The sequence below is a fragment of the Streptomyces sp. NPDC024017 genome (assembly GCF_040638895.1).
Classification (GTDB): Bacteria; Actinomycetota; Actinomycetes; order Streptomycetales; family Streptomycetaceae; genus Streptomyces.
In genome coordinates, this window is sequence record NZ_JBEZYZ010000021.1 from 32,659 (window position 1) to 55,631 (window position 22,973).

At 71.3% G+C, this 22,973-nt stretch carries 21 protein-coding genes; 9 read left to right on the forward strand and 12 right to left on the reverse strand.

Translation table 11 applies throughout. From position 1 onward, the window contains the following. The first annotated feature begins 81 nt into the window (after positions 1-81). The 3 genes from AB0G20_RS37190 to AB0G20_RS37200 all read left to right on the forward strand — a co-directional run bounded on the left by AB0G20_RS37190 (position 82) and on the right by AB0G20_RS37200 (position 1,531). Entirely contained in the window at positions 82-297 is a 216-nt protein-coding gene (locus tag AB0G20_RS37190) for a hypothetical protein (RefSeq protein ID WP_361310675.1), read from the forward strand. Further along, a complete protein-coding gene (locus AB0G20_RS37195; RefSeq protein ID WP_361310677.1) occupies positions 294-557 on the forward strand; it encodes a hypothetical protein in 264 nt (87 codons plus the stop codon). Before AB0G20_RS37190 ends, AB0G20_RS37195 begins: the two co-directional genes overlap by 4 nt. Positions 558-682: 125 nt before the next feature. Then, positions 683-1,531, forward strand: a complete 849-nt coding sequence (locus AB0G20_RS37200; RefSeq protein WP_361310679.1) for a hypothetical protein — start codon at positions 683-685, stop codon at positions 1,529-1,531. A 14-nt stretch (positions 1,532-1,545) separates the two neighbouring features. Here the strand turns inward: AB0G20_RS37200 and AB0G20_RS37205 are convergent, their stop codons facing one another. Both AB0G20_RS37205 and AB0G20_RS37210 read right to left on the reverse strand, forming a co-directional pair. Continuing rightward, positions 1,546-3,174, reverse strand: a complete 1,629-nt coding sequence (locus AB0G20_RS37205; RefSeq protein ID WP_361310681.1) for an IS200/IS605 family accessory protein TnpB-related protein — start codon at positions 3,172-3,174, stop codon at positions 1,546-1,548. After that, positions 3,167-3,742, reverse strand: a complete 576-nt coding sequence (locus AB0G20_RS37210) for an IS607 family transposase (RefSeq protein WP_361310684.1) — start codon at positions 3,740-3,742, stop codon at positions 3,167-3,169. Before AB0G20_RS37210 ends, AB0G20_RS37205 begins: the two co-directional genes overlap by 8 nt. A gap of 141 nt (positions 3,743-3,883) precedes the next feature. Here AB0G20_RS37210 and AB0G20_RS37215 point away from each other — a divergent pair, with 141 nt between their 5' ends. Then, positions 3,884-5,959, forward strand: coding sequence for a pectinesterase family protein (locus AB0G20_RS37215; protein WP_361310686.1), 2,076 nt, complete (start codon positions 3,884-3,886; stop codon positions 5,957-5,959). Positions 5,960-6,026: 67 nt separating this feature from the next. Here AB0G20_RS37215 and AB0G20_RS37220 read toward each other — a convergent pair whose 3' ends face one another. The 4 genes from AB0G20_RS37220 to AB0G20_RS37235 form a co-directional block, all read right to left on the reverse strand. Further along, on the reverse strand, positions 6,027-7,061 hold the full coding sequence (locus AB0G20_RS37220) for a cellulase family glycosylhydrolase (protein ID WP_361310688.1): 1,035 nt from the start codon (positions 7,059-7,061) through the stop codon (positions 6,027-6,029). 137 nt (positions 7,062-7,198) lie between these two features. Further along, positions 7,199-8,008 carry a hypothetical protein gene (locus AB0G20_RS37225; protein WP_361310690.1) on the reverse strand — a complete coding sequence of 270 codons (810 nt, stop codon included), beginning with the start codon at positions 8,006-8,008 and terminating at the stop codon, positions 7,199-7,201. A gap of 121 nt (positions 8,009-8,129) precedes the next feature. Beyond that, the gene (locus AB0G20_RS37230) at positions 8,130-9,341 is read right to left on the reverse strand and encodes a DUF2993 domain-containing protein (RefSeq protein ID WP_361310693.1); all 1,212 of its coding nucleotides are present in this window, start codon (positions 9,339-9,341) and stop codon (positions 8,130-8,132) included. A gap of 58 nt (positions 9,342-9,399) precedes the next feature. Next, complete coding sequence (locus tag AB0G20_RS37235; protein WP_361310695.1) at positions 9,400-11,217, reverse strand: bifunctional metallophosphatase/5'-nucleotidase; 1,818 nt, start codon at positions 11,215-11,217, stop codon at positions 9,400-9,402. Positions 11,218-11,364: 147 nt separating this feature from the next. On the opposite strand from AB0G20_RS37235, the gene mshD reads away from it, so the two are divergent. Both mshD and AB0G20_RS37245 read left to right on the forward strand, forming a co-directional pair. Beyond that, complete coding sequence (gene mshD, locus AB0G20_RS37240) at positions 11,365-12,291, forward strand: mycothiol synthase (protein ID WP_361310698.1); 927 nt, start codon at positions 11,365-11,367, stop codon at positions 12,289-12,291. Between the two features lie 3 nt (positions 12,292-12,294). Continuing rightward, positions 12,295-12,813 carry a GNAT family N-acetyltransferase gene (locus AB0G20_RS37245; protein ID WP_361310700.1) on the forward strand — a complete coding sequence of 173 codons (519 nt, stop codon included), beginning with the start codon at positions 12,295-12,297 and terminating at the stop codon, positions 12,811-12,813. Here AB0G20_RS37245 and AB0G20_RS37250 read toward each other — a convergent pair. The 6 genes from AB0G20_RS37250 to AB0G20_RS37275 all read right to left on the reverse strand — a co-directional run bounded on the left by AB0G20_RS37250 (position 12,785) and on the right by AB0G20_RS37275 (position 18,471). Then, positions 12,785-13,774: a LysR family transcriptional regulator gene (locus tag AB0G20_RS37250; protein WP_361310703.1), complete on the reverse strand. Its 990-nt coding sequence runs from the start codon at positions 13,772-13,774 to the stop codon at positions 12,785-12,787. The genes AB0G20_RS37245 and AB0G20_RS37250 overlap by 29 nt on opposite strands. Positions 13,775-14,098: 324 nt before the next feature. Beyond that, positions 14,099-14,725, reverse strand: a complete 627-nt coding sequence (locus tag AB0G20_RS37255; RefSeq protein WP_361310706.1) for an ABC transporter — start codon at positions 14,723-14,725, stop codon at positions 14,099-14,101. Beyond that, complete coding sequence (locus AB0G20_RS37260; RefSeq protein WP_361310709.1) at positions 14,716-16,236, reverse strand: ABC transporter permease; 1,521 nt, start codon at positions 16,234-16,236, stop codon at positions 14,716-14,718. Before AB0G20_RS37260 ends, AB0G20_RS37255 begins: the two co-directional genes overlap by 10 nt. Then, entirely contained in the window at positions 16,233-17,093 is an 861-nt protein-coding gene (locus AB0G20_RS37265) for an ABC transporter ATP-binding protein (RefSeq protein WP_361310712.1), read from the reverse strand. The genes AB0G20_RS37260 and AB0G20_RS37265 overlap by 4 nt, the downstream gene beginning before the upstream one ends. Next, a complete protein-coding gene (locus tag AB0G20_RS37270) occupies positions 17,090-17,926 on the reverse strand; it encodes a zf-HC2 domain-containing protein (protein ID WP_361310715.1) in 837 nt (278 codons plus the stop codon). Before AB0G20_RS37270 ends, AB0G20_RS37265 begins: the two co-directional genes overlap by 4 nt. After that, a complete protein-coding gene (locus tag AB0G20_RS37275; RefSeq protein ID WP_361310717.1) occupies positions 17,923-18,471 on the reverse strand; it encodes an RNA polymerase sigma factor in 549 nt (182 codons plus the stop codon). Before AB0G20_RS37275 ends, AB0G20_RS37270 begins: the two co-directional genes overlap by 4 nt. Positions 18,472-18,959: 488 nt before the next feature. On the opposite strand from AB0G20_RS37275, the gene AB0G20_RS37280 reads away from it, so the two are divergent. From AB0G20_RS37280 to AB0G20_RS37290, 3 genes are read left to right on the forward strand one after another with little or no spacing between them, the layout of a single operon-like run. Beyond that, positions 18,960-21,191, forward strand: coding sequence for an RNA degradosome polyphosphate kinase (locus tag AB0G20_RS37280; RefSeq protein WP_361310720.1), 2,232 nt, complete (start codon positions 18,960-18,962; stop codon positions 21,189-21,191). Continuing rightward, entirely contained in the window at positions 21,172-22,248 is a 1,077-nt protein-coding gene (locus AB0G20_RS37285) for a CHAD domain-containing protein (RefSeq protein WP_361310722.1), read from the forward strand. The genes AB0G20_RS37280 and AB0G20_RS37285 overlap by 20 nt, the downstream gene beginning before the upstream one ends. Continuing rightward, a complete protein-coding gene (locus AB0G20_RS37290; RefSeq protein WP_361310724.1) occupies positions 22,245-22,724 on the forward strand; it encodes an NUDIX hydrolase in 480 nt (159 codons plus the stop codon). Before AB0G20_RS37285 ends, AB0G20_RS37290 begins: the two co-directional genes overlap by 4 nt. Positions 22,725-22,973: the final 249 nt, after the last annotated feature.

Genomic DNA, 22,973 nt, shown 5'->3' on the forward strand with positions numbered 1-22,973 from the left:
CGTAGGCCCGACCAGTGACCATCGAGGCACGAACGGTAATCACCGCTCGTCAAACCCCCTGCTCCGAGAAGGGACACCCCTGTGCGCCTTCGCCTCGCCGAGCTCTGCGAGTCGGCCCTGCTCGCCCTCGTACGGCTCCTGCTGCCCGCCCGGGGGCGACATCGGGCCACCGCGCCTCCCCCGCCGCGGCCACTGCCCCCGCCCGTGCAGCTCCCCCGCACTCTCCACGTGGAGCCCTTCGAAATGGACACCCCTCTCATCCGGCCGTACCTGCACGCCCTGGAGGTCTACGCATGAGGCTGCTCCCCTGGGCCGGCAGCGACGGCAAGCCCTGTTACCTCAGCACTGACAACCCCGACAGCCTGCTCTCGCGGCTCGCCGATGACGTCGAGGCCGCTCAACTCGCCTCCGCCGAGCAGGTGCTCGCGGGAGCCAGGGCCGTACTCGGGGACCCCGAAGCCGGTGAACGCGCCGTGCGTTTCGCGCTGACAAGGGCCGTGGAGTCCCTGGGAGACGTGCTGCGGATCGCCGTCAGCCGCAGGGGTGAGACCCGATAAAGAGGGACATGCCACTCGCCCAGCTGTCGATGTCCTGTCATACCCATCAGTAGCGCAAACTCCCGCCCCTGCTCTGGCATCTTCACTGCCGTCACAGAACCGCAAGCAGGAGTGAGCCAACCCCCATGCGTCTCATTCGCAAGTCAACTCTCAGGAAATGCGGCCTGGTTGCCGCTTCCACCGCCCTCGCCATAACCGGTCTGCTGACCGGTGCCGGGACCGCCGCCGCCGGGCCCGCCGGGGCGACCAACATCCGGGGTGTGGATCCCGGGGACACCGATCTGATGATCGAGCGGCTCTGCAGTCAGGAGACGAGCCTGACCGGCGTCTACGGCGCCCTCAACGTCGACACCGGTGAGTTCAAGACCCAGGACGAGTACCTGCGGGACGTCTTCGGGCTGTGGAAGCCCGCCGGGCCGTGGGAGCTGTTCCGCGGCTGGTGCGGGTACGCCGAGGCCTCGACCTGGTCCATCAAGGGCGACACCGTCCGCACGTCCCGGTGGATCGGCAACCAGGGCTCCGCCGACGACAAGGAGACCTTCGTCAGCAGCTACAGCACCAAGACGTTCGCGAAGAAGAGCGTCGGCAGCACCATCAGCCTCTCCCTCGCCAAGAGCATCTTCAGCGGCACCGTGGGCGGCAGCGCCGGGTACGAGTGGGGCTGGGAGAAGGAGTCCCGGTTCGAGACCCGGAGCGAGAAGACCATCCCGCCCTGCCGGCAGGTCGCCGTGACCTGGACGCCGTACCAGCGCGTGGTGCGCGTGAACCCGGTCTTCCATGTCGAGGACTACCAGTGGAACAAGGGCGACGGCGACCGGACCGTGCACAGCTGGCGTGACCGGGGCTACCAGACCATCTACTCGCACGGCTACTACATCGACGGCATCTCCGACAAGCTCCTCCCCAGCGGCCAGCCCGACGGCCGCGAGGACAAGATCGAGGAGAAGCTCGACCCCAAGTCCTGCACCGAGTAAGGCAGATACCGTTCCTAATCAGTGAGCAGGAGTGAGTCTTGTACCCATTCCTGGTCACTGCGGACACCCCGAACGGTTGTGGATGTCCTGGTTGCCCGCGTACTCGCCGCGTCCGGCGGCACGGATCGTGTCCGTGGTCCGGGGATGCGGGGGCGGGGTCCCTCACGCCCAGGGGCACGCCGGTCGGCCTGGACGGTCCGATGCCCGTGCACATCGCTCTGGTGTGCACGGGGCGGTGTCGTCCGTCGCCGGATCGAGTGCCCTTGGGCGCGTCGTCCGATCGCGATGCTTGCCGCATCGTGCCGGGTGGTCTTACGGGTGGGGCCGGCCATCGGTTTCTGCCAGTGCTGGGCGCCCCACTTGCTGGTGTAGGCCGGGTCTACGGCGATGATCGCGATACCTGTGGCGTCGGCCATGGAGGTCAGCCGGGCGCGGAGCTTGCCGGTCGGCATGCTGGAGATGAGGTGCCGGAATCGGCGCTTGCGACCGTGCTTCTCTCTGGTTTTCTCGGCCTGGAAGTCGAGGTCTTCGACCGCGATGGCCTTGACGCCGCAGGTCTTGGCCCAGTTCAGCAGCCGTGTGAGGGCGTGCCGTACCTGGGCGTCGCGGTGCTGGGCGCCTCGGGACAGGTCGTAGAAGAACCGGCGCGGCCGGCCGATCGGGTTGCCGTGAGTGTCGAGGCGCCATGCGGCGAGGTGATCGGCATTGGTGTCCACGCCGATCACGCCATCGGCGAGGGCGGCTTGGAGTGGGATGGTCTTGGTGGGAGCAATCTGCCAGGAGGCGTCCACGTACCAGCGTCCGCGTCCCGTGTTGTAGTGGATGCGGTAGGCCACGGCCCGGTTGCCCTCCACACGATCGGCCCACTCGTGCCCCCGGTGGGGGAAGCGCACCTTCGCAGCGAGTACGTACCGGCCGTGCTTGGCGTTGGCCAGGTCGGTGAGCGGGGCCGGGAGCTTGATCGATACATCGCCCTCGGGCGTGATGCGGATCGTCTCGTTGCCGAACCTTTTCCCCGACTCGCCGTCCGCCTTCAAAAACCAGCGCCCGGCTTCCCACCGCTCACGCCACTCGGCCTCGGTGAGCTGCGCCTTGTCAAGGTTGTGACGCGTGCCCAGCAGACGTTTACCGCCACGCACGACCTGCACCCGGCCCAGATCCCGGTCGGCCCGAACCTTCTCGAGCCGGTCCTCCAGCACATGCAGCCGTCGCGTCTTGTGGAACCATTCCTGCGCGCAGCGGTAGCCGCCCGGAGCCCGCTTGGTGCCCTTCTGCCCGACCGGCAGCGACAGCCGGTGCCGGATCGTCGTGATACCGGCTTCGAGGGACCGGATGTGTGCGGCCTGGCCGCGCCGGGCGAGTGCCCACTGGTCATGCGTGGCCTTCGTGATCGACCCGGCCCACCGGGACGACGACTGGGCCGTCAGGTCCCGCTTACGGGCCGCCCATGACTCGGTGGAGTGCTCCAGACCGTCGGCGCAACGCGCTTTGAGGTCCTTCGAAGCGAGCGAGCCCAGGTGCGCCCCCACCAGGCGCAGAACCTTCTCATCTGCGGGCGTGAGGTCCCCCAGCCGGGTACGTACCGCCACACCGGACGGGCCGAGAGCGACGAACGGCGCGGCAATCGGGCGGAGGTCAGCCATGTTCGGCGGCTTGCAGTGCCTTGCGGGCCCGGTTCCTCGCCGACCTGGGCCCGTACAGGCGGGCGCACAGCGACGTCAGGACCTCCACCATGTCCCGCACCAGGTCGTCTTCGACCTCGCCGTCGTCCAGCACCAGCAGGCGACGGCCCGTCGCGGACAAGGCGGCCTCGACAAGCTCGACGTTCATCCGGCCGAGCCGGTCCTTGTGCTCCACCACCACACAGGTCACGTTCGGGTCGGCCAGCAGACGCCGGGCCTTGGAACGGCAGCCGTTCATCCCGGAAGCGATCTCCGCCTCCACACGAACGACTCGGTGACCGGCCTTCACCGCCCACGCCGACAGCCGAGCGACCTGGCGTTCCAGATCGGTCTTCTGATCGTGCGAGGACACGCGGGCATACAGGCCCAGACCACCGATGGCCCCGGGCGTGGTGTTCGCGTCGATGTTCACCAGGATCGTGCGGGGCCCGACCCGCTGAGCCGGTACCGGCAACGTCCCCTCACGGAACCAGCGATACGCGGTCTGCGGATGCACGCCTTGCGTCTTCGCCCATTCCGTCAGATTCACGCTCCGACAACGACACTCACTCATACATGGTTACGCTCACCTGCCCGACTTCGAGAAGCAGCAGGGGGAGACCCCGGCAACCTTTCCGTGTGGGGCGGCGACTGATCAGCGGTCATTCCCCCACACGGAACGGATCGCCCTATGAGTGAGCCGCGCAGCAAGGCCCGTCACCGCAGAAGCCGCACCGCCCTGGCGGTCGGGGTCCCGCTGGCCCTGACCGCCGCCGGTACCTTCGCCTACGGCACCGACCTCGGCGTCCTCGGCAGCAGTGTCCAGCAGGCATCCGCCGCCGCCCCCACCTGGGCCGCCGACGCCGCCGACGGCTTCGCCTCCGTCAACTCCCTCGGCCAGAACGGGACGTACGGCGGGCGCGGCGGTCAGGTCGTCACCGTGACGACGCAGGCCGAGCTGGAGAAGTACGCCACCGCCACCCAGCCGTACGTCATCGTCGTCGCCGGGACCATCACCATGAACCCGGTCGGCAAAGAGATCAAGGTGCAGTCCGACAAGACCATCGTGGGCCGGGGGACCGCCGGGCACATCGTCGGCGGCGGGTTCTTCCTCGGCCAGGGCGTACACAACGTGATCATCCGGAACCTGACCATCCGGGATGCGTACCAGGGGATCTGGAACGACAAGGACCACGACTTCGACGCCGTGCAGATGGACGGCGCCCACCATGTGTGGATCGATCACAACGATCTGCGGCACATGGCCGACGGGCTCATCGACGTCCGCAAGGACAGCACGAACGTCACCGTCTCCTGGAACAAGCTGAGCGACAACAACAAGACCTTCGGCATCGGCTGGACCGAGAACGTCAAGACCGACATCACGATCCACCACAACTGGATCCGCGAGACCGAGCAGCGCAACCCGTCCACCGACAACGCCGCCCACGCGCACCTTTACAACAACTTCCTGGAGGACGCCCCGGGCACCGCCATCAAGTCGGCGTACGGGAACTACTCGCGCGGCGCGACCAAGATGGTCCTGGAGAACTCCCTTTTCAAGGGCGTCAACAACCCCGTCATCAAGGACAGCGGCGCCGCCGTCGTCCAGCGCGGCAACTCCTTCTCCGGCACCAGCGGGCGCAACGAGAGCGGCGGGACCGCCTTCGACCCGAAGGCCTTCTACCCGTACACCCTCGACAAGGCCGCCGACCTCCCGTCGGTCCTCAAGGCCGGTGCCGGGCCCCGCGCCTCCATCGGGACGACCGCCTCCGCCAAGAGCACGACGGCCTCCACCAAGGCCGCGGCCGCCACCACCCTCACCGTCGCGGCGGACGGCAGCGGCCAGTACCGCACGGTGCAGGCCGCCGTGAACGCCGTACCGGCGAACAACCCGTCGCGCGTCGTGATCGCCGTGAAGCCGGGGACGTACCGGGAACTGGTGAAGGTGCCCTCCAACAAGCCGCACGTCACCATCCGGGGCACCGGCAGCAGCCGCAAGGACACGACGATCGTCTACAACAACGCGTCGGGCACGCCGAAGCCCGGCGGCGGGACCTACGGCACCGGCGGCAGCGCCACCGTCGCCGTCGAAGCCGACGACTTCCAGGCACGCAACCTGACCATCTCCAACGACTTCGACGAGAAGGCCAACCAGTCCCTCAACGGGCATCAGGCCGTCGCGCTGCGGACCGCCGCCGACAAGGTGTTCCTGGACGGGATCATCGTCAGCGGCGACCAGGACACGCTGCTGCTCGACACCGCGTCGAAGGACCGCCTCGGCCGGGTCTACGTCAGCAACTCCTACGTGATCGGCAACGTCGACTTCATCTTCGGCCGGGCCACGGCCGTCGTCGACAAGTCGGTCATCACGCTGAAGAAGCGCTGGAACGGCACCTCGGCCGGGTACGTCACCGCACCGAGCACCGCCGCGAACCGCAAGGGCATCCTGATCGCCAACTCCACGGTGAACGGCGATGTGTCGAACGGCAGTTTCTACCTCGGCCGGCCCTGGCACGCGGGCGGTGACGCCACTCTCGACCCGCAGACCACGGTCCGCAACACCAACCTCAGCGCCGCGATCAAGTCCACGCCGTGGACCGACATGAGCGGCTTCTCGTGGAAGGACGACCGGTTCGCCGAGTACGGCAACTACGGCGCCGGTGCGGGCCCGGCGAGCACCAACCGGCCGCACCTGAGCGACGCGCAGGCCGCGAACCAGGAGGTCGCGGACTGGCTCGCGGGCTGGACGCCTTCGGCGTCCTGAACGGCTCCCTTCCGGGTCCGGCTGACGAGCGGCGCCGGGCCCGGAAGGGCCACCACCTTCAGGGTGCTTACTGCTTCCAGGCGTAGTGCAGCCGGTCCAGGCCGCTCTGGTTGTTCACCGTCAGGCTGAGGTTCGTGCCCGTGCCCTGGAGCGTGGTGAGGGAGTAGGTGTCACCGTTGCGCAGGCCGGGCCAGTAGACCGAGCCGAGGCCCAGCTCCCGGATGGTGTCGGTCGCGGCCTGGATGTAGGCGATCTCGTTGGAGCTGCCCACCGGGCCGTTGTAGTCCAGGCCGGTGGTCATCGAGGCGCCGAACTCGTCGAGGATCGTGCGCGAGGCGCAGTCGCCGATGCGGCTCTTGAAGTCCGCCTTCCACTGGTCGACGCTGGTCCAGTCGGTGTGCCAGAAGCCGTAGTTGTGCAGAGCCAGGCGCGTGCCCTTCAGGCGTGGGTCGGCGCACACCGGCTTGACGTCCTCGCTGTACTTGTACCCGCCGATCAGGATCCGGTCGCGGGGTATGAAGCGGTGGGTGCTCACCCACTTCGCCGCGATGTCCGTCCACTCCTGGGCGGTGTAGCCGAACGGCTCGTTCATCGGCTCGAAGTACACCTTGGAGTTGCCGGCGTAGGCGGAGGTGATCCGCGCCCACATCCGGTCCCAGGACGCCTGGTTGTCGATCTTGCCGTCCTTGGCGTTGTCGGCCTCCCAGTAGCCCAGGATGACCTTGAAGCCCTTGGCGGTGGCGGCGTCGATCGCGCCCCGGTACGACTTCCAGAACGGGCCGTTCACCGAGGTCGGGTTGACCGGGAGGCGGACGGTGTTGGCGCCGAGCTCGGAGAACCCGCCGATGATCGCCCTGGACTTGGCGTAGGTGGTGGCGTAGCCGTCGGAGGTGGACAGGCCCGAGGGCACGACCGCGTCGTCGGCGTAGTTGTCGCGCGGGTCGGCCCAGTTGACGCCCTTGAAGTCACTGACGGGCGGGGGGCCGGCGGGACGGGGGGCCGGCGAGGCGGCAGCGGGGGAAGCGAGCGCTCCACCGAATGCCGTGACGCAGGCCAGCAGCGCCCCCACGCAAGCTGTCCCGCGATGGTTCTTTCGTGACACGACATCCCCTTCTGAGCAGGTGCAAGGGTGAGCAGCCCGCAGGCGGACCGCTCAGTGCAGCACGAAACTAGAAGGGGACTCGAACACAGGTCAACACATCTGCACACAAAGATTCACTCACGGCGGGGCGGGGCCGCTCAGGAGGACTTCTCTCCGTCGGAGGACGACGAGGACATGTCCTCCAGGTTCTTGCGGGCCTTCTCCGAGAGCTGCTTCTTGCCTGCCAGCACGTCCCGGTAGTGCTGCGCCCCGCCGACCTGGGCCATGGGGAAGTCCTGATCGAACTCCTCCGCCTCGTGGTAGGGGTCGCCCTGCTTCCTCAGGGCGCTGCGCATGGCCTTGCCGGCCCCCGGGAACCTGCGCTCCTCGGACTCGGTCATGATCCCGTACAGCATGGCGGCGGCCCGCTTCTGCGTCGCGTCCATGGTCGCGAGGATGTCCTCGTCCAGCTCTTCGCCCCGCGCGGCGGCGGCGACCAGGGGCTCGTGCTCGGCGTCGAGCGCCTTGACCAGCTCCTCGTACGTGGTGCCGAGGCTCTCGCTTCCCGGGTGTTGCTGCTTCACGTTCGACGTGATGTACGGGGCGGTTCCTCGCCCCTTGTTCACCGTGTACGGGCCGAAGGGGCTCTGGCCGGGTCCGTAGGTCACCGCTGCCTGACCGCGCTTCTCCGCCCGGCGGTTGGCCCGCCGCAACCGGCTCAGCCCGTCCATGGGTTTGTCGTCGGCCGGGCCCTCGCCGTTGTCGCCCCGGGGCATGCGCTGTACGGCCACGAAGGCGGCGTTTCCGGCGGTGCCCTGGAGGGACAGGGCCGCGTCCGGTGTCATCCGCCCTCCCGCCGCCAGCCGGGCCGCCTGCGGGTCGGCCTCGTGCGGCCGGAGCGGGAGCCGGTGGGCGTGCCCGTCCCGCGCGTCCGCCTCCGCTTCCTGAGACCGGCCGTGCCTACGCATCCGCATCATCCTCATCTCAGTCCGGTACGCCGCCATCGTCCGGGCGTCCCCGGGTCCGCACAGCGGCCGCGGGGACAGACTTTCGGGCACGGCCGGCTGCGCGAAGGGCAGCCGGGTGCCGTCAGCCGCCGACCGAGAGCCCCGATCCCGACACCCGCACCCGGATGCCGTCCTCCTCCACCCGTACGTCCTGCAACCGCACGTCCCCCTGCTCCGGCTCGGGCAGTTCGAACGCCAGCGACAGCCGGTCGGCCAGCACCGGGCGGGTCAGGCCCGACAGGGAGTCGAGCAGGTTGGGGTCCAGGCCCAGACGGCGCATGACGTCGGGGTTCTCCAGCGCCAGGTCGATGAGGTTGAGGCCGGCGGCCTGGCGGGCGAAGCGCGGGGAGCCGGTCAGCTCGGCGAGTTTGCCGTCGTCGGCCAGCGCCTCGCGCACGGTCGCCTCGGGCACGCCCATCCGCTGCACGATGGCCGGGACCGACAGCAGCGCCTTGGCCTTGCGGGTCTCCCGGGCGAGGTCGGCGGTGCCCTTGGGCGTCAGGTGCAGGCCCTCCGAGGCGCGGGTGCCCGGCCGGTAGGTGGCCAGGTCGCCGATGTCCAGGCGCATGTTGCCGATCTCGGTGGCGATGCCCCGCTCGCCCTGCCGCTGGATCCGGGCCTCTGCTCGCAGCCGCAGGTTGTGCCCGGCGACCGGCAGGGTGCCGTTCGCCCGGACCTTGTCGCGGCCCTCGCCGGTGAACCTCACCTGGGAGGCGCCGAGTTCGCGGTTGAGGTCGGCGAAGGTGAGCTGGACGTCCCCGTCGAAGCGGGGGACGTGGGCGCCGCGCACGGAGGTGAGGCCGTCGGCGTTCAGCGTCACGTCGTGGGCCGTGGCCGACACCTTCGCCAGGGAGACCCGGTCGGCGGCGACGTCCGGGACGGTCACCTTCACCGAGTCCAGATGCTTGTCGGCGAGTTGGGTGAGGAAGGGGAAGCCGCCGATCTCGACCTCCGGCGCCGCGGCCAGGTCGAGGCGGTCCTTGAGGGTGTCGGCGGCCCGGTGCTCGGCGTACAGCACGGCCCAGCGGTCGCCGAGGGCGGCGAACGAGGCGAGGACGACCAGGCCGACCACCGCCTTCACCGCGAGCGGCAAGCCAGCGAAACGATTCTTCCTACGCCGCTTGCCACCGCGGCGGTGGTCCGGCGGGGCCCAGGCGTCCTCGGCGCCCGCATCGCGTTCCTCCGTGAGGAACTCTTCCAGAGGGGTCTCCTCCAGAGGCCCGTCATCGAGGGCGGCGAGCTCCTCGTACGGGTTCGGACGGGGATGCGCATCTAGGTGGTGGGGGGTACGCATCGATCCATCCGATCATGCGTACCTCCCCCACCCGCAACCTGAACCCCGGGTATGCGACTTACTTCACGATGGTGATGCGGTCCGCCTTCGGCGGGGCGATCGGGTTCGACGCCGAGGAGTTGGCCGTCAGGTACTGCTCCAGGGCGGCCAGGTCGTCGCTGCCGACCACGTCGTTCGTGCCCTGCCCGAGGGTCGGGAAGCCGTCGCCGCCGCCCGCGAGGAAGCTGTTCGTCGCGACGCGGTAGGTGGCCGCCGGGTCGATGGCCGAGCCGTTCAGCCTGATGCTGTCCGTGACCACCCGGTCGGCGCCGGACTTGGTGAGGTCCAGCGTGTAGGTCAGGCCGGACGAGACCTGGAGGACCTTCGGGGCCGCCGCGTTGGGGCCGGTCACCTGCTCCTTGAGCACCTGGATCAGCTGGGTGCCCGTGAAGTCCTGGAGGTTCACGGTGTTCGCGAACGGCTGGACCGTGAAGCCCTCGGCGTAGGTGACGACACCGTCGCCCTCACCGGCCTTGGCCGCGAAGGTCAGCGGTGCGCGGATACCGCCCGGGTTCATCAGCGCCAGGTCGGTCTCCGGGTCGAGCTGCTTGCCGTGGGCGAGCTGGGCGTCGGCGATGAGGTCGCCGAGCGGGGACTCGGTGCCGGTGTTGCCGATGTCGCCGGAGATGTAGCCGATCGGCTTGTTGCCGATGGGCGCGGCCAGCGTGTTCCACTTGCTGATCAGCTCGGTCATGTCGGGCGCCTTGGGGACGTCCCGGGTGACCACGCGGTTCGCCGACTTCACCGCCGTACGGGCGATGTCGCCGGTCCTGCGGTCGTACGTCAGCGTGGTGTCGGTGTAGAGGCGGCCGAAGGACGCGGCCGAGGTGACCATGCGGGGCTTGCCCGCCGGGTCGGCGATGCTGCACACGTACGCGCTGTGGGTGTGGCCGGTGACCAGCGCGTCCACCTGCGGCGTGACGTTCTTGGCGATGTCGACGATCGGGCCGGAGATGCCGTCGCCCGCGCCCGGGGAGTCACAGTCGTAGTTGTACGACGTCGACGCCGGGAAGCCGCCCTCGTGGATGAGGGCGACGATCGACTTCACGCCCTGCTTCTGGAGCACCTTGGCGTACTTGTTGATCGTCTCGGTCTCGTCCTTGAAGGACAGGCCCTTGACGCCCTCGGCGGAGACGATGTCCGGGGTGCCCTCCAGGGTCACGCCGATGAAGCCGACCTTGACGCCGTTCTTCTTCCACACCCAGTAGGGCTTGAGGATCGGCTTCTTCGTCTTCTCGTCGAGGACGTTGGCCGCGAGGTAGGGGAAGTCGGCGCCCGTGAACTCCTCGTCCGCGTAGCAGCCGTCCTTCGGGTGGCAGCCGCCGTTCTGCAGACGGGCCAGCTCCTTGGCGCCCTCGTCGAACTCGTGGTTGCCGACGGAGGTGACGTCGAGGTCGAGCTTGTTCAGCGCCTCGATGGTCGGCTCGTCGTGGAAGAGCCCGGAGATCAGCGGGGACGCGCCGACCATGTCGCCGCCGGCGGCCGTGATGGAGTACTTCTCGCCCTTGCGGGCCTGCCGCAGATGCGTGGCGAGGTACTCGACACCACCGGCGTCGATGGTCTTCGTCGTGCCGTCGTGCTGGTGCTCGGTGACCCGGCCGGAGGAACCGGCGGGCGGCTCCAGGTTGCCGTGCAGGTCGTTGAAGGACAGCAGCTGCACGTCCTGGTAGCGGCCGGGCCCGTACCCGCCCTCGCGGTGGTCCTCCCCGGCGGTCGCCGAGCCCGGCAGCCCCGCGGCGGCCAGCGCGCCGACGGTGACGACACCGGCGGCAAGAGCGACGAAACGGTTCGTACGACGTCTGCGGCGTTCCGGGTGCGCCGGTGAAGTGGCTGGCATACGCCCCCCCTTGTAGGTCTGTCGGGACAGTGATGTCGTCCGGCGCAGCCTAGAGTCAACGCGCGTAGCGCGACAGGTGTTTCATGGTTACATCCTGGTTGCTTCTTTGCCGCCGATTTGCCGGTGGCGCCCCGTACCCTCGTACGCATGACCAGCGACGACACCGTACGGCCAGGACGCCCCCGCTCGATCGAGACCGTTGCCGCGCTCTCCGCGGAGCAGACCGAGGCCGTGCTCGGACTGCTCGACGAGGCGGCCCGGACCGACGGGCAGCAGGCGGTGTCCGAACAGGGCCGGTTGCAGTTGCGCGGCGGGGAGCGGGAGGGCGTGTCCCATCTGCTGCTCACCGCCGGCGGGGAACTTGTCGGTTATGCCCAGCTGGAGGACACGGACCCGGTGGAGCCGCCGGCCGCCGAACTGGTCGTGCACCCCGGGCACCGGGGGCACGGGCACGGACGGGCGCTCGGGTCCGCGCTGCTGGCCGCGTCGGGAAAGCGGCTGCGGGTGTGGGCGCACGGCGGGCACTCCGCCGCCCGGCATCTCGCCCAGGTCCTGGGGCTGACACTCTTCCGTGAACTGCGCCAGATGCGAAGGCCGTTGACCGACTTCGACGCGCCCGAGCCGGTGCTCCCCGAGGGCGTCACGGTCCGCCCCTTCGTCCCCGGCAAGGACGACGCGGCCTGGCTCGCGGTGAACGCCGCCGCCTTCTCCCACCACCCCGAGCAGGGCTCCCTCACCCAGCGCGACCTCGACGACCGCAAGGCCGAGCCGTGGTTCGACCCCGAGGGGTTCTTCCTCGCCTACCGCGGCGACGAACTCGTGGGCTTCCACTGGACCAAGGTCCACGCCGAGGAGGGCCTGGGCGAGGTCTACGTCCTCGGCGTCGGCCCGGGCGCGCAGGGCGGCGGCCTCGGCAAGTCCCTGACCACGATCGGGCTGCGGCATCTGGCGGGGCAGGGGCTGCCGACGGCGATGCTCTACGTCGACGCCGACAACAAGGCGGCGGTGTCGGTGTACGAGCGGCTGGGGTTCGTCACGCACGAGGTGGACCTGATGTACCGGACGGAGACCTGAGCCTTGCCGACGCATGACCTCCAGGTCCGCCCTGCCGCCGAGGCCGATCTGTCCGCCCTCGTGCGCCTCCGCGACGACGCCGCCCGCTGGATGCTGGCCCGTGGGATCACCGGGCAGTGGCGGCCGGGGGAGCTGGACGAGACGCACTTCCGCCGGGTGATGGCGCACGGCGAGGTCTGGCTGGCGGAGGCCGGCGGGCGCCTCGCGGGTGCCTGGGAGCTGTGGTGGGAGGACGAGGACGCCTGGGGTGCGCAGCCGCCCGTGGCCGGGTACGTGCACCGGCTGATGGTGGACCGGACCGCCGCCGCGCCCGGGACGGGGCGGCTGCTGCTGACGGCTGCGGAACACCGCGTGGCCGAGGCGGGGCGGACCTCCGTGCGCCTGGACTGCCTGGCCACGAACGCCCAGCTCAACGCCTACTACCAGGAGGCCGGTTACCGCGTCGTGGGCCGCAAGGAGGGCAAGCCGCAGCCGGGCGGGCCGCCCAAGTCCTTCACGCTGATGGAGAAGCAGCTCGGGTAGGCGAGGGGTCCGCGAGGGCCGCGGGGTCCGCGGGTTTCGCCCACGACGGCCGCCAGGTCTCGCCCCGCGGCGGCCGGGGGCGGGTGGCGACCAGGTAGTCGCGCAGGGCGGTCAGGCCGGGGTGCGGGTTGTCGGTGCGCCAGAGCAGTGAGTGCGGGTAGACCGGGACCGGGTCCACGAGCGGGACGAGCCGCAGGTCGTGGGCGACCGGCCAGACGTGCGGGGTCCGTTCGCTGAGGAAGGTCGCCACGGTCGGGGAGCCGGCGATCGTGTCGAGGAGCGCCTCGAGGCCGAAGTTGGGCCCGATGGTGTCGATGGCCGGCCCGAAGGTGGCGGCGAGTTCCTCGTAGTAGGCGTGCCACTCGGTCCCGGGCACGTTGCCCGGCATCCAGATCCGGTGCCCGGCCAGCCGCGCGGTCGTCACCGAGTCGGCCCGGGCGAACGGGTGGCCGGGCCCGACGCACAGTTGCAGCGGCTCGTCGAGGACCGGGGTCGCCGTGATGCCGTCGGGGAGCCGCTGCCCGGGCATGGTGACGGCCCGGAAGGTGGCGTCGACGGCCCCGTCCCGCAGGGCCGTCACGGCCGTCTCCACGTCGAACAGCGTGACGACGTCCAACGCGATCTCCGGGTGCGCCCGGTGGAAGTGCTGCACCAGCCCGCCGGTGGCGGCCCGGCGTCCCACGACGTCCACCCGCAGCGCCCGGTCCCCGGGCCGCACGGCGGCCGTCGCCCGCTCCTCGGCCTGGAGCAGCACCCGGGCGTGCGGCAGCAGGGCCTGCCCGTCGATGGTGAGCTCCGCCCCGCGCGGCGTACGGACCAGCAGCCGCACCCCGAGGTCCTTCTCCAGCGCGGCGATCCGCTTGGAGACGGCCTGCTGGGTGAGGGCCAGGTCCACGGCGGCCTTCTGGAACTGCCCGGAGTCGGCGATCGCGACGAAGGCGCGTACGGCTTTGAGGTCCACGAGAGGGCAGCCTAGCCGCACAACACCTGGTTGTCGGACGGCCCGACGGTGTCGGATCTCAGGGCCGGACTCGCCCGACTGGCACAACTACTCGATGTACCCGGCGTCCGCTAGGTCGTGTCCGCAAAGTCCCGTCGTCCGCCCGGAGGGCGGGCCCTGCGGCGTCGTGGGGGTACCTCCCGGTCGAGCGCAGCCGAGACTGGGGGAGCGTGCTCTCGGCGTGCCGGGCGGAGTCCCTCGTACTGGACGTACTTGGGGCTTCGCCCGGTGCGGCGAGAGTGCGTGCCGGGCGTCGCGGGGCAGGCGGGACTTTGCGGACACGACCTAGAACCGGGCCCGCCGCCGCACCGGCTCCGCCGCACTCACCAGTCCCAGGATCACGGCCCCGGCCAGCACCACGGCCCACCGGTCGTGGGCCGCCGCCCACCGCTCGTCCTGCACCGGCACGAACAGGGCCCAGCGGCGGGGCCAGAACAGCATGGCCAGGACGGCTGTGGTCAACAGCCCGCCCGCGACCGGCAGTCCGGGCCGGGCCACCTCGCTGAAGCGCACCGCGGCCGCCGCGCCGGTCACCGCCAGGACGAAGGCGGCCCCGGCCTCCAGCGTGATGTCACCGACCGGGGGCCGCGCGCGCGGCGGCACGAGCAGGAGGGCCACCGTCCACCAGGCCGCCGCGGCCGGGACGGCCAGGGCGACGCGCAGGGCGATACGGACCGGGCGCGGCGTCGGCACGGCGGCTGTGGTGTGCCGGGCCGGGTCGTCCAGGAGGAAGGTCAGGCCCACCGCGAAGGCGAGGATCGCGGCCCGCAGCAGGTACAGGGAGAGTTGTTCCGCGCTCTCGCCGGTCCGGGTCAGCGCGGCGAGCAGCAGTCCCGTTCCGCCGGCCGCGGCGACCGCGCCCCAGGGCAGCGTCCGGTGGACGGCGAACACCAACTGCCGGTTCACAGGCACTTGTCCTCCCCCTCGGGCGCGGGCAGGCCCAGCAGCCCGGCCGCCCGGGCCGCGGTGATCTTCGGTGCGGTGAGCTCGTCCCACCGGTCCTTGACCCGTGCACCGGCCTCACCGCGGGGCAGGTCGAGCAGCGCGCGCAGCACCTCGGTCTGCGCCTCGGTCATGTACAGCCCGTTGGTGGGCTGGAGCACCATGGCGGAGCCGGTGACGCTGTCGTCGAGCCGGACGCGGCGCAGCGCGTCGAGAGGGTCGGACTCCCAGCCCACGGCCAGCCACATGAGGGGCACGATGCGGCCGTCGCAGATCGAGGTCGCGGCCTTCTCGTCGCCCGCGATCAGCACACCGGCCACGGCGGCCGAGAACTCGGGGACGCGGTTGCCGCCCCACTGGGTGCCCACCGTCACCTCGTGCGGGCGCTTCAGCGAATCCAGAGCGGAGTCACTGGAGAGGCCGTAGCGCGCCTCGACCCGTTGCCGTACGACGACGCCCTGCTCGCGGGCGCTGCCCCCGGCCAGGGACCGGACGCGTTCCACCACCGTGGCCCAGTCGCCGACCCGCGGCCCCCACTCGGAGAACGCGCAGTACGTCGACCCGTCCCGCCGGGCGCAGGACTGCACCTGCTCGGGGTGCACCGTGGCGCGTTCGCGCGCCTTGACCAACTCGGGGGATTCGCCCGCCGACTGGGCCACTCCGCCCACCACAGTCATGGCCAGCGCCCCGGCGGCACCGGCGAGGATGACCGGCTTGCGGCCGCCGGCCACGAGCACCGCCAGCAGCCCGAGGCTGAGCGCCAGTCCGGCCAGGTACAGGGCGTGCCAGGCGGCGGGCCGGCCCATCAGGTCGGAGGGCAGGGTGTTGCTGGTCCCCTCGCCGACGGCCGGCATGAGCCACTGCTCCCAGCCGTCCCCCGTTCCCGCGCCGGAGAGGAACATGAACGCGAACAGGCAGAACACGATCATCAGCGGGGCGGCCAGAGCCGACCTCACCAGAGCGGCCGCCAGCAGCCCGAGCAGCCCGCACAACAGCACCGTCAGGGGACCCACGAGCAGCTCGCCCACCGAGCCGTGCCCGATCGCGCCGGGGCGGAGGGCCTCCCGGCCGAACTGCGCGGCCACGCACACGGCGGTGAGCAGGGCCGCGGCCACGACCGACAGCGCGTGGGCGACCGTACGGCGCCACGGCGGGAGCACCAGCACCGCGAAGTGCCGCTCCGTGCCGTGCCGTCGGGAGCGCAGCGCGGCGTGGTTGGCGGACAGCAGGACCGCGAGGCCGACCAGCATGGGAGCGCCCTGGGTGGCGCGGTCGGCGTCCTGGAGTGCCGGGTAGCCGCCCCAGGCCCTGCCGGCGCGCCACACGGTCCAGCCGAGGTAGAGGGCGAAGGCGAGGAGCATGGGAATCCGGGTCAGCAGCCGGCGTGACTCGAACAGGGCCAGGGCGAACACGGCCTTCCAGGGCCCGCCCGGCTCGTCCCGCGTCCCGGACACGAGCGGCTTCTCCACCACGGCGGTCATGCGGCCACCTCCGCTCCGGTGCCGTCGAGCGTGAGCAGGTAGCCGTCCTCCAGGGTGGGTTCGAGCAGCTCGGCGCCGGGCGGCGGATCTCCCACGTTCCGGAAGGTCCCGGTCCCGGTGCGCCACCCGGCCTTGGCGCCCGGGTCCCGCTCGGTGCTGCTCCACACGCGCCCCGCGGCCCGCGCGGTCAGCTCTGCCGGAGTGCCCTCGAACCGCACCTGCCCGCCGGCCATGACCACCACGCGGTGGCAGAGCATCGCCACGTCCTCCGTCTGATGGGTGGACAGCAGCACCGTCCGCCCCTCCCCGGCTCCGGCGATCAACTCGCGGAACCGCATGCGCTGTTCGGGGTCCAGCCCCACGGTCGGCTCGTCCAGGACCAGGAACCCGGGGTCACCGACCAGGGCGGCCCCGAGGGCGACCCGCTGCCGCATTCCCCCGGACAGCTTGCGGATCCGCTTGCCCCGCACCTCCGCCAGGCCGACCTCGTCGAGCACCCGCCGTACCTCCCGGTGCCGGGCGCCCCGGCCGGTCATCTCCTTCAGGATCGCCACGTAGTCGACGAACTCGAAGGCGGTGAAGTCCGGGTGGAAGCCCGGCGTCTGCGGCAGATAGCCCAGCCGACGCCGCACTTCCTGCCGGCCGCGGGCGGTGCCCGGGTCGTGCCCGAGCACGGTGAAGGCCCCCCGGTCGGCGGGCAGGGCCGTGGCGAGCACCCGCAGCAGCGTGGTCTTGCCGGCGCCGTTGGGGCCGAGCAGCCCGGTGACGCCGCCGGTCAGTCGCAGTGACACGTCGTCGAGGGCCCGGGTACCGCCGTAGCGGAGGCTGAGCCCGGAGGCGGACACGGTCGGGGTCATACGGCACGTCCCTGGAAGAGGTCGAATCGGTCACGAAGCAGGAAGAGCAGCCCGGCGGCGAGCGCGGCGACCAGCGCCGCGACGCCCTGCCCGGCGGCGGTGAACGGCGCGAGCGGCACATCCGCTCCCGCCCGCAGCGCATCGGCCGTCAGCAGCAGCCCGACCCACGCCCCGCCCACCAGGGACGGCGCGAGCACCGGTCCCAGCCGGGGCATCAGCGCGAGCCCGGTCGCCGTCAGCGCCAGCCCGGGCAGCAGCCAGGCCAGCGCCCGCAGCCCGTAGCCGGGCAGCGCGAGGGTCGCCAGCCCGTTCAGCCCGAGGACGACGGCCAGCACGGCCACCGTCCGGATCATCAGCAGCCGGAAGCCGTGCATCGGCGCGACGACGGCCATCTCGTACGTCGGATCCAGCGCGGGCCCGTACGACAACGCCACCCCCGCCAGCGGCAACAGCGGCGCGAGGGCCAGGAAGAGCGTGGGGAACTCCCCGCCGCGCACGGAGTGTCCGGCCCCCACACTCAGCAGCAGCACGACGACGACGGCTCCCAGCCAGGACCGCCGCAGCACCGGCGTCGCCGCCAGCAGCCGCGCGGTGTGCCCGGCCACGCCGATCCGCACGAGCAGCTTCTCCAGCAGCCCCGTGCGGGGCGCGTCCAGCTCGGCGTCGAGCCGGTCCCACCCGGCGTCGAGCGCGACCGGGTCGCTGACCTCGGCCAGTACCGCGCGGCACCGGGCGCAGGAGGTCAGGTGCGCGTCTGCGGACCAGAGCGCGGGAGCCTCCAACTCCCCTCGCGCGTAGGCGCGCAGATCATCTTCGGACACGTGCCAGCTCATGCCAGTGCCTCCCGCAACTGCTTCCGGGCCCGCATCGCCCGTGTCTTGACCGTCCCGGGCGGTATCCCGAGCAGCACGGCCGCTTCACGGGTGGTCAGCCCGTCGATGACGGTCGCCTGCAGCACCGCCCGCAGCTCCGGCGACAGCCGGACCAGCGCCCCGGCGAGGTCCCCGTGCTCCACCCCCGCGAGCACGCGTTCCTCCGCCGACACCTCGTCCCGGTGCCGCAACCGCGCCAGGGCCTGCCGCAGCCGCCCCCGCGCCCCGTCGCCCCGCAGCGCGTCCACCAGCCGCCGCGACCCGATGCGCCACAGCCACCCGGCCGCGTCCGCGGAGTGGCCCTCCCGGTAGCGGGCCGTGCCCCGCCACACCGCGAGGAACGTCTCCTGCACGACGTCGTCGACGACCCCGAGGTCGGCGCACCGCCCCCGCAGCCGGGCCCTGAGCCACGGCGCGTAGCGCCGGTACAACTCCTCGAAGGCACGCCGGTCGGCGTCCGCGGCTATGGCCCGCAGCAGCTCCCCGTCGCTTCTCGTATCGCTCACGTCTCCTCATCGGACGGCCCGGCTCGAACGGTTCACCTGATCGCTCGGGAGGATGCCTCCTCCCCTCCCTTCACGGAGAGGAGCAGTCGGGAAAGCACGCTCGACTCCCACCTCACGGGGCGCCGAGCGGCCGATCCTCACGGAGGGTGATGACGGCATCACGGCGTTGGACACACGACCCGCCCTTTGGGGACACTCCCGGGGCGCACGGCGTCACCGGGAACCGTCCACAGCCTGTGGGCAGCCGCCCGCCCCTCGCTCCGGCCCTGTGGACCCCCGCGAGCCGCCTCCCGCTATCCCGCACGTCATGTCTCCGTAACCAGCGATTCAGACGAGCTTGCGAAGCTCGGCCAATGAATCCCGCTGTGCCAGAGCCTTCCCCGCCCCGCGAGGGTCCCGAGGGAAACGGGAGCACTCATGTGACACCTCCGCTCCCGCCCGCGCTGTCCGACGCGCCCGTGATGCTCGCGGCGCGGAAGAATGGGTCCATGAGCCAGCCGAACACCCAGGCACAGGTCCAGCACGCGCAGCCCTCCGTGGGCTCCATCGCCGCGCACCGCCCGCACACGGTGGCGGCAGCCGTCTCCGACCTCGAACCGGACATCGACGCCGACCTCGACGCCTACGAGGAGTCGCCGTACGACGGGCCCCAGCTGCCGCAGGGGCGTTTCCTCGACCGGGAGCGCAGCTGGCTCGCGTTCAACGAGCGCGTGCTCGAACTCGCCGAGGACCCGAACACGCCCCTGCTGGAGCGCGCCAACTTCCTCGCGATCTTCGCCAGCAACCTGGACGAGTTCTTCATGGTCCGGGTGGCCGGTCTGAAGCGCCGTATCGCCACCGGCGTGGCCACCCGCTCCGCCTCCGGTCTCCAGCCGCGCGAGGTGCTGGAGATGATCTGGGCCCGCTCGCGCGAGCTCATGGCCCGGCACGCCGCCTGCTACCACGAGGACGTCGCCCCCGCACTCGCGGAGGAGGGCATCCACCTGGTCCGCTGGAACGAGCTGCAGGAGAAGGAGCAGGCCCGCCTGTTCACCCTGTTCCGGCACCAGATCTTCCCCGTGCTGACCCCGCTGGCGGTCGACCCGGCGCACCCCTTCCCGTACATCTCGGGCCTGTCCCTGAACCTGGCCGTCGTCGTACGGAACCCGGTCACGGGCCACAAGCACTTCGCCCGCGTGAAGGTGCCGCCGCTGCTGTCCCGCTTCCTGGAGAGCTCCCCGGGCCGCTACGTCCCCATCGAGGACGTCATCGCCGCCCACCTGGAGGAGCTGTTCCCGGGCATGGAGGTCCTGGAGCACCACGCCTTCCGCCTCACCCGCAACGAGGACCTGGAGGTCGAGGAGGACGACGCGGAGAACCTCCTCCAGGCCCTGGAGAAGGAGCTCATGCGGCGCCGCTTCGGGCCGCCGGTGCGCCTGGAGGTCGAGGAGTCCATCGACCGCGAGGTCCTGGACCTGCTGGTGCGCGAGCTGAAGATCAGCGAAGCCGAGGTGTACCCGCTGCCGGGCCCGCTGGACCTCACGGGCCTGTTCCGGATCGCCTCCCTGGACCGGCCCGAGCTGAAGTACCGCAAGTTCGTCGCCGGCACCCACCGCGACCTCGCCGAGGTCGAGTCGGCGTCCGCGCCGGACATCTTCGCCGCGCTGCGCGAGCGGGACGTCCTGCTGCACCACCCGTACGACTCGTTCTCCACCTCCGTCCAGGCCTTCCTGGAGCAAGCGGCCGGCGACCCGGACGTCCTCGCGATCAAGCAGACCCTGTACCGGACGTCCGGCGACTCCCCGATAGTCGACGCGCTCATCGAGGCCGCCGAGTCCGGCAAGCAGGTCCTGGTCCTGGTCGAGATCAAGGCCCGCTTCGACGAGCACGCCAACATCAAGTGGGCGCGCAAGCTGGAGGAGGCCGGCTGCCACGTGGTCTACGGCCTGGTCGGCCTGAAGACCCACTGCAAGCTGTCGCTGGTGGTCCGCCAGGAGGGCGAGACGCTCCGCCGCTACAGCCACGTCGGCACCGGCAACTACCACCCGAAGACGGCCCGCCTCTACGAGGACCTCGGTCTGCTCACGGCCGACCCGCAGGTCGGCGCCGATCTCTCGGACCTCTTCAACCGCCTGTCCGGCTACTCGCGCCGGGAGACCTACCGCCGGCTGCTCGTGGCGCCCAAGTCGCTGCGCGACGGCCTGATCTCGCGGATCACCAAGGAGGTCCAGCACCACCGTGCGGGGCGGCCCGCGTACGTCCGTATCAAGGTCAACTCGATGGTCGACGAGGCCCTCATCGACGCCTGCTACCGCGCGGCCCAGGCGGGCGTGCCGGTGGACATCTGGGTGCGCGGCATCTGCGCGGTGCGCCCGGGCGTGACGGGCCTGTCGGAGAACATCCGGGTCCGCTCGATCCTCGGCCGCTTCCTGGAGCACTCCCGGGTGTTCGGCTTCGGCAACGGCGGCGAGCCCGAGGTGTGGATCGGCAGCGCCGACATGATGCACCGCAACCTCGACCGCCGGATAGAGGCCCTGGTCCGGGTCACCGACCCGGCCCACCGGGCAGCCCTGAACCGGCTGCTGGAGACCGGCATGTCCGACTCCACCGCCTCCTGGCACCTCGGCCCGGACGGCGACTGGACCCGGCATGCGACCGACGCGGACGGACAGCCCCTGCGCAACGTCCAGGAGATGCTCATAGACGCCCGGAGGCGCCGGCGTGGCACAGCAACACCTTGACCCGACGGATCCCCGGTCCAGGCGCGTCGGGCCCGACCCCACCGGTGACGCCCTCGCGGGCTATCTGCGGGCCCAGGCCACGGAGTTCCTCCGGGCGCTGCGCCTGCACCGGGAGACGGGGTCGGGGGCGAACGGCTCGGAGGGGTCCGTCGAGGCGGCCCGCGCCCTGCGCCGCTCGGCCCGCCGCATCAGCGCCAGCCTGCACACGTTCCAGTCCCTCCTCGACACGGACTGGAGCGAGGCGATGCGCCCCGAACTGGCCTGGGTGTCGGGGACGCTGGCGATGGAGCACGCGTACACGGCCCGCCTGGAACGCCTGTTGACCGCCCTGCACCGCCTGTCGGGCTCGACGGCGTTCCCGGCGCCGACGGGTGCCCGGGTGGGCGCGGCGGCATCCGCCAAGGCCGGCGCCCCCGCCCAGGAACGCGGCAACCTGACCGTGGGAGCGGCCAAGGCAGGCGCCCTGCTCGACCGCCAGCTGACCCTGGCCCGCACCCGCGCCCACTCCACGGCCCTGCAGGCGCTGGGCAGCAGCCGCTTTCACGCCATCGCGGACAAGGTCGCCGTCCTGGCCAGCGAGGTCCCCCTCACCAGGACCGCCGGGGCCACCGACCTGCGCCCCCTCGCCACCGCCGCCCAGGACCGCCTCGCCGACGCCGTCACCGCCCTCCCCCTCGTCACCGCGGGCAACCCGTACAACGCCGCGGCCCTCGTCCACGGTCTGTCCCCGGACACGGTCCCGCACCCGCAGGACGCCCCGTGGCACCAGGTCCGCCTGCTGCTGCGCCTGCACCGCTACGCCCGCGAGGCCGTCAGCGGCCCCAAGAGCAACGCCGTGGTCGACCTGCGCCTGCTCTCCGCGGGCCAGGCCCTGAACCGGCACCGTGACGCCTCGGAGGCGGCGGCAGCGGCGGCCCAGGCGGCCCGCACCCCCCGTATCGCCCCGGCCACGGCGTACGCCCTCGGCGTGCTCCACGCCGACCAGCGGCACGAGGTGGAGGCGGCGCGTTTCGCGTTCCAGCAGGCCTGGCAGAAGGAGACCGTCAGCGCGTCATGACCGCACGGCACCCAGAAGGCGGTGAACACCAGGTGAGCTCACCCGAGGACATCACCGTTCAGGCTGCGGGCTGCGTCCTGTGGCGTCGCTCCCCCGTCACCGGCGAGCCGGAGCTCTGTCTCGTCCACCGGCCGAAATACGACGACTGGTCCTTGCCGAAGGGCAAACTGAAGCGCAACGAGGAGCCGCTCGCCGGTGCCCTGCGCGAGGTGGCGGAGGAGACGGGCTGCCGGGCCGTGCCGGGCGCCGAGCTGCCCACCCTGCGCTATCTGGCCAACGGCCGACCCAAGCAGGTCCGCTACTGGGCCGCCGAGGCGCTGGCCTGCACTTTCGTGCCGACGGACGAGGTGGACCGGGTGCTGTGGCTGGCACCGGCCGCGGCCCGCGCCCGCCTGACGCAGCCCCATGACCGCCCCCTGGTCGACGCGCTGCTGGCCGTGCTGCACCGGCCGCGGCCGACCAGCAGACCGGACTGAGACCGTCCGCCGCCGTCCACGGCGACACGCGCGAAAAGCGGAATCGCCACGTGCTCTCCCCGTGAGCATTCCGTGACCTAACCACACCTTAGGCAGGGGTTCACCCGTCGTTCATGTCTGGCCATCGGCGGCTTCATCTGATCTGCCTAATTTCGGCCGTACCAGATGCGAGCCGCGCCTGCTGGGCGCGTCCGTGTCCGTGTCCTCAAGACTTCGCACGCCGCCGATCAGGACGGCGGCTCCTGGAAG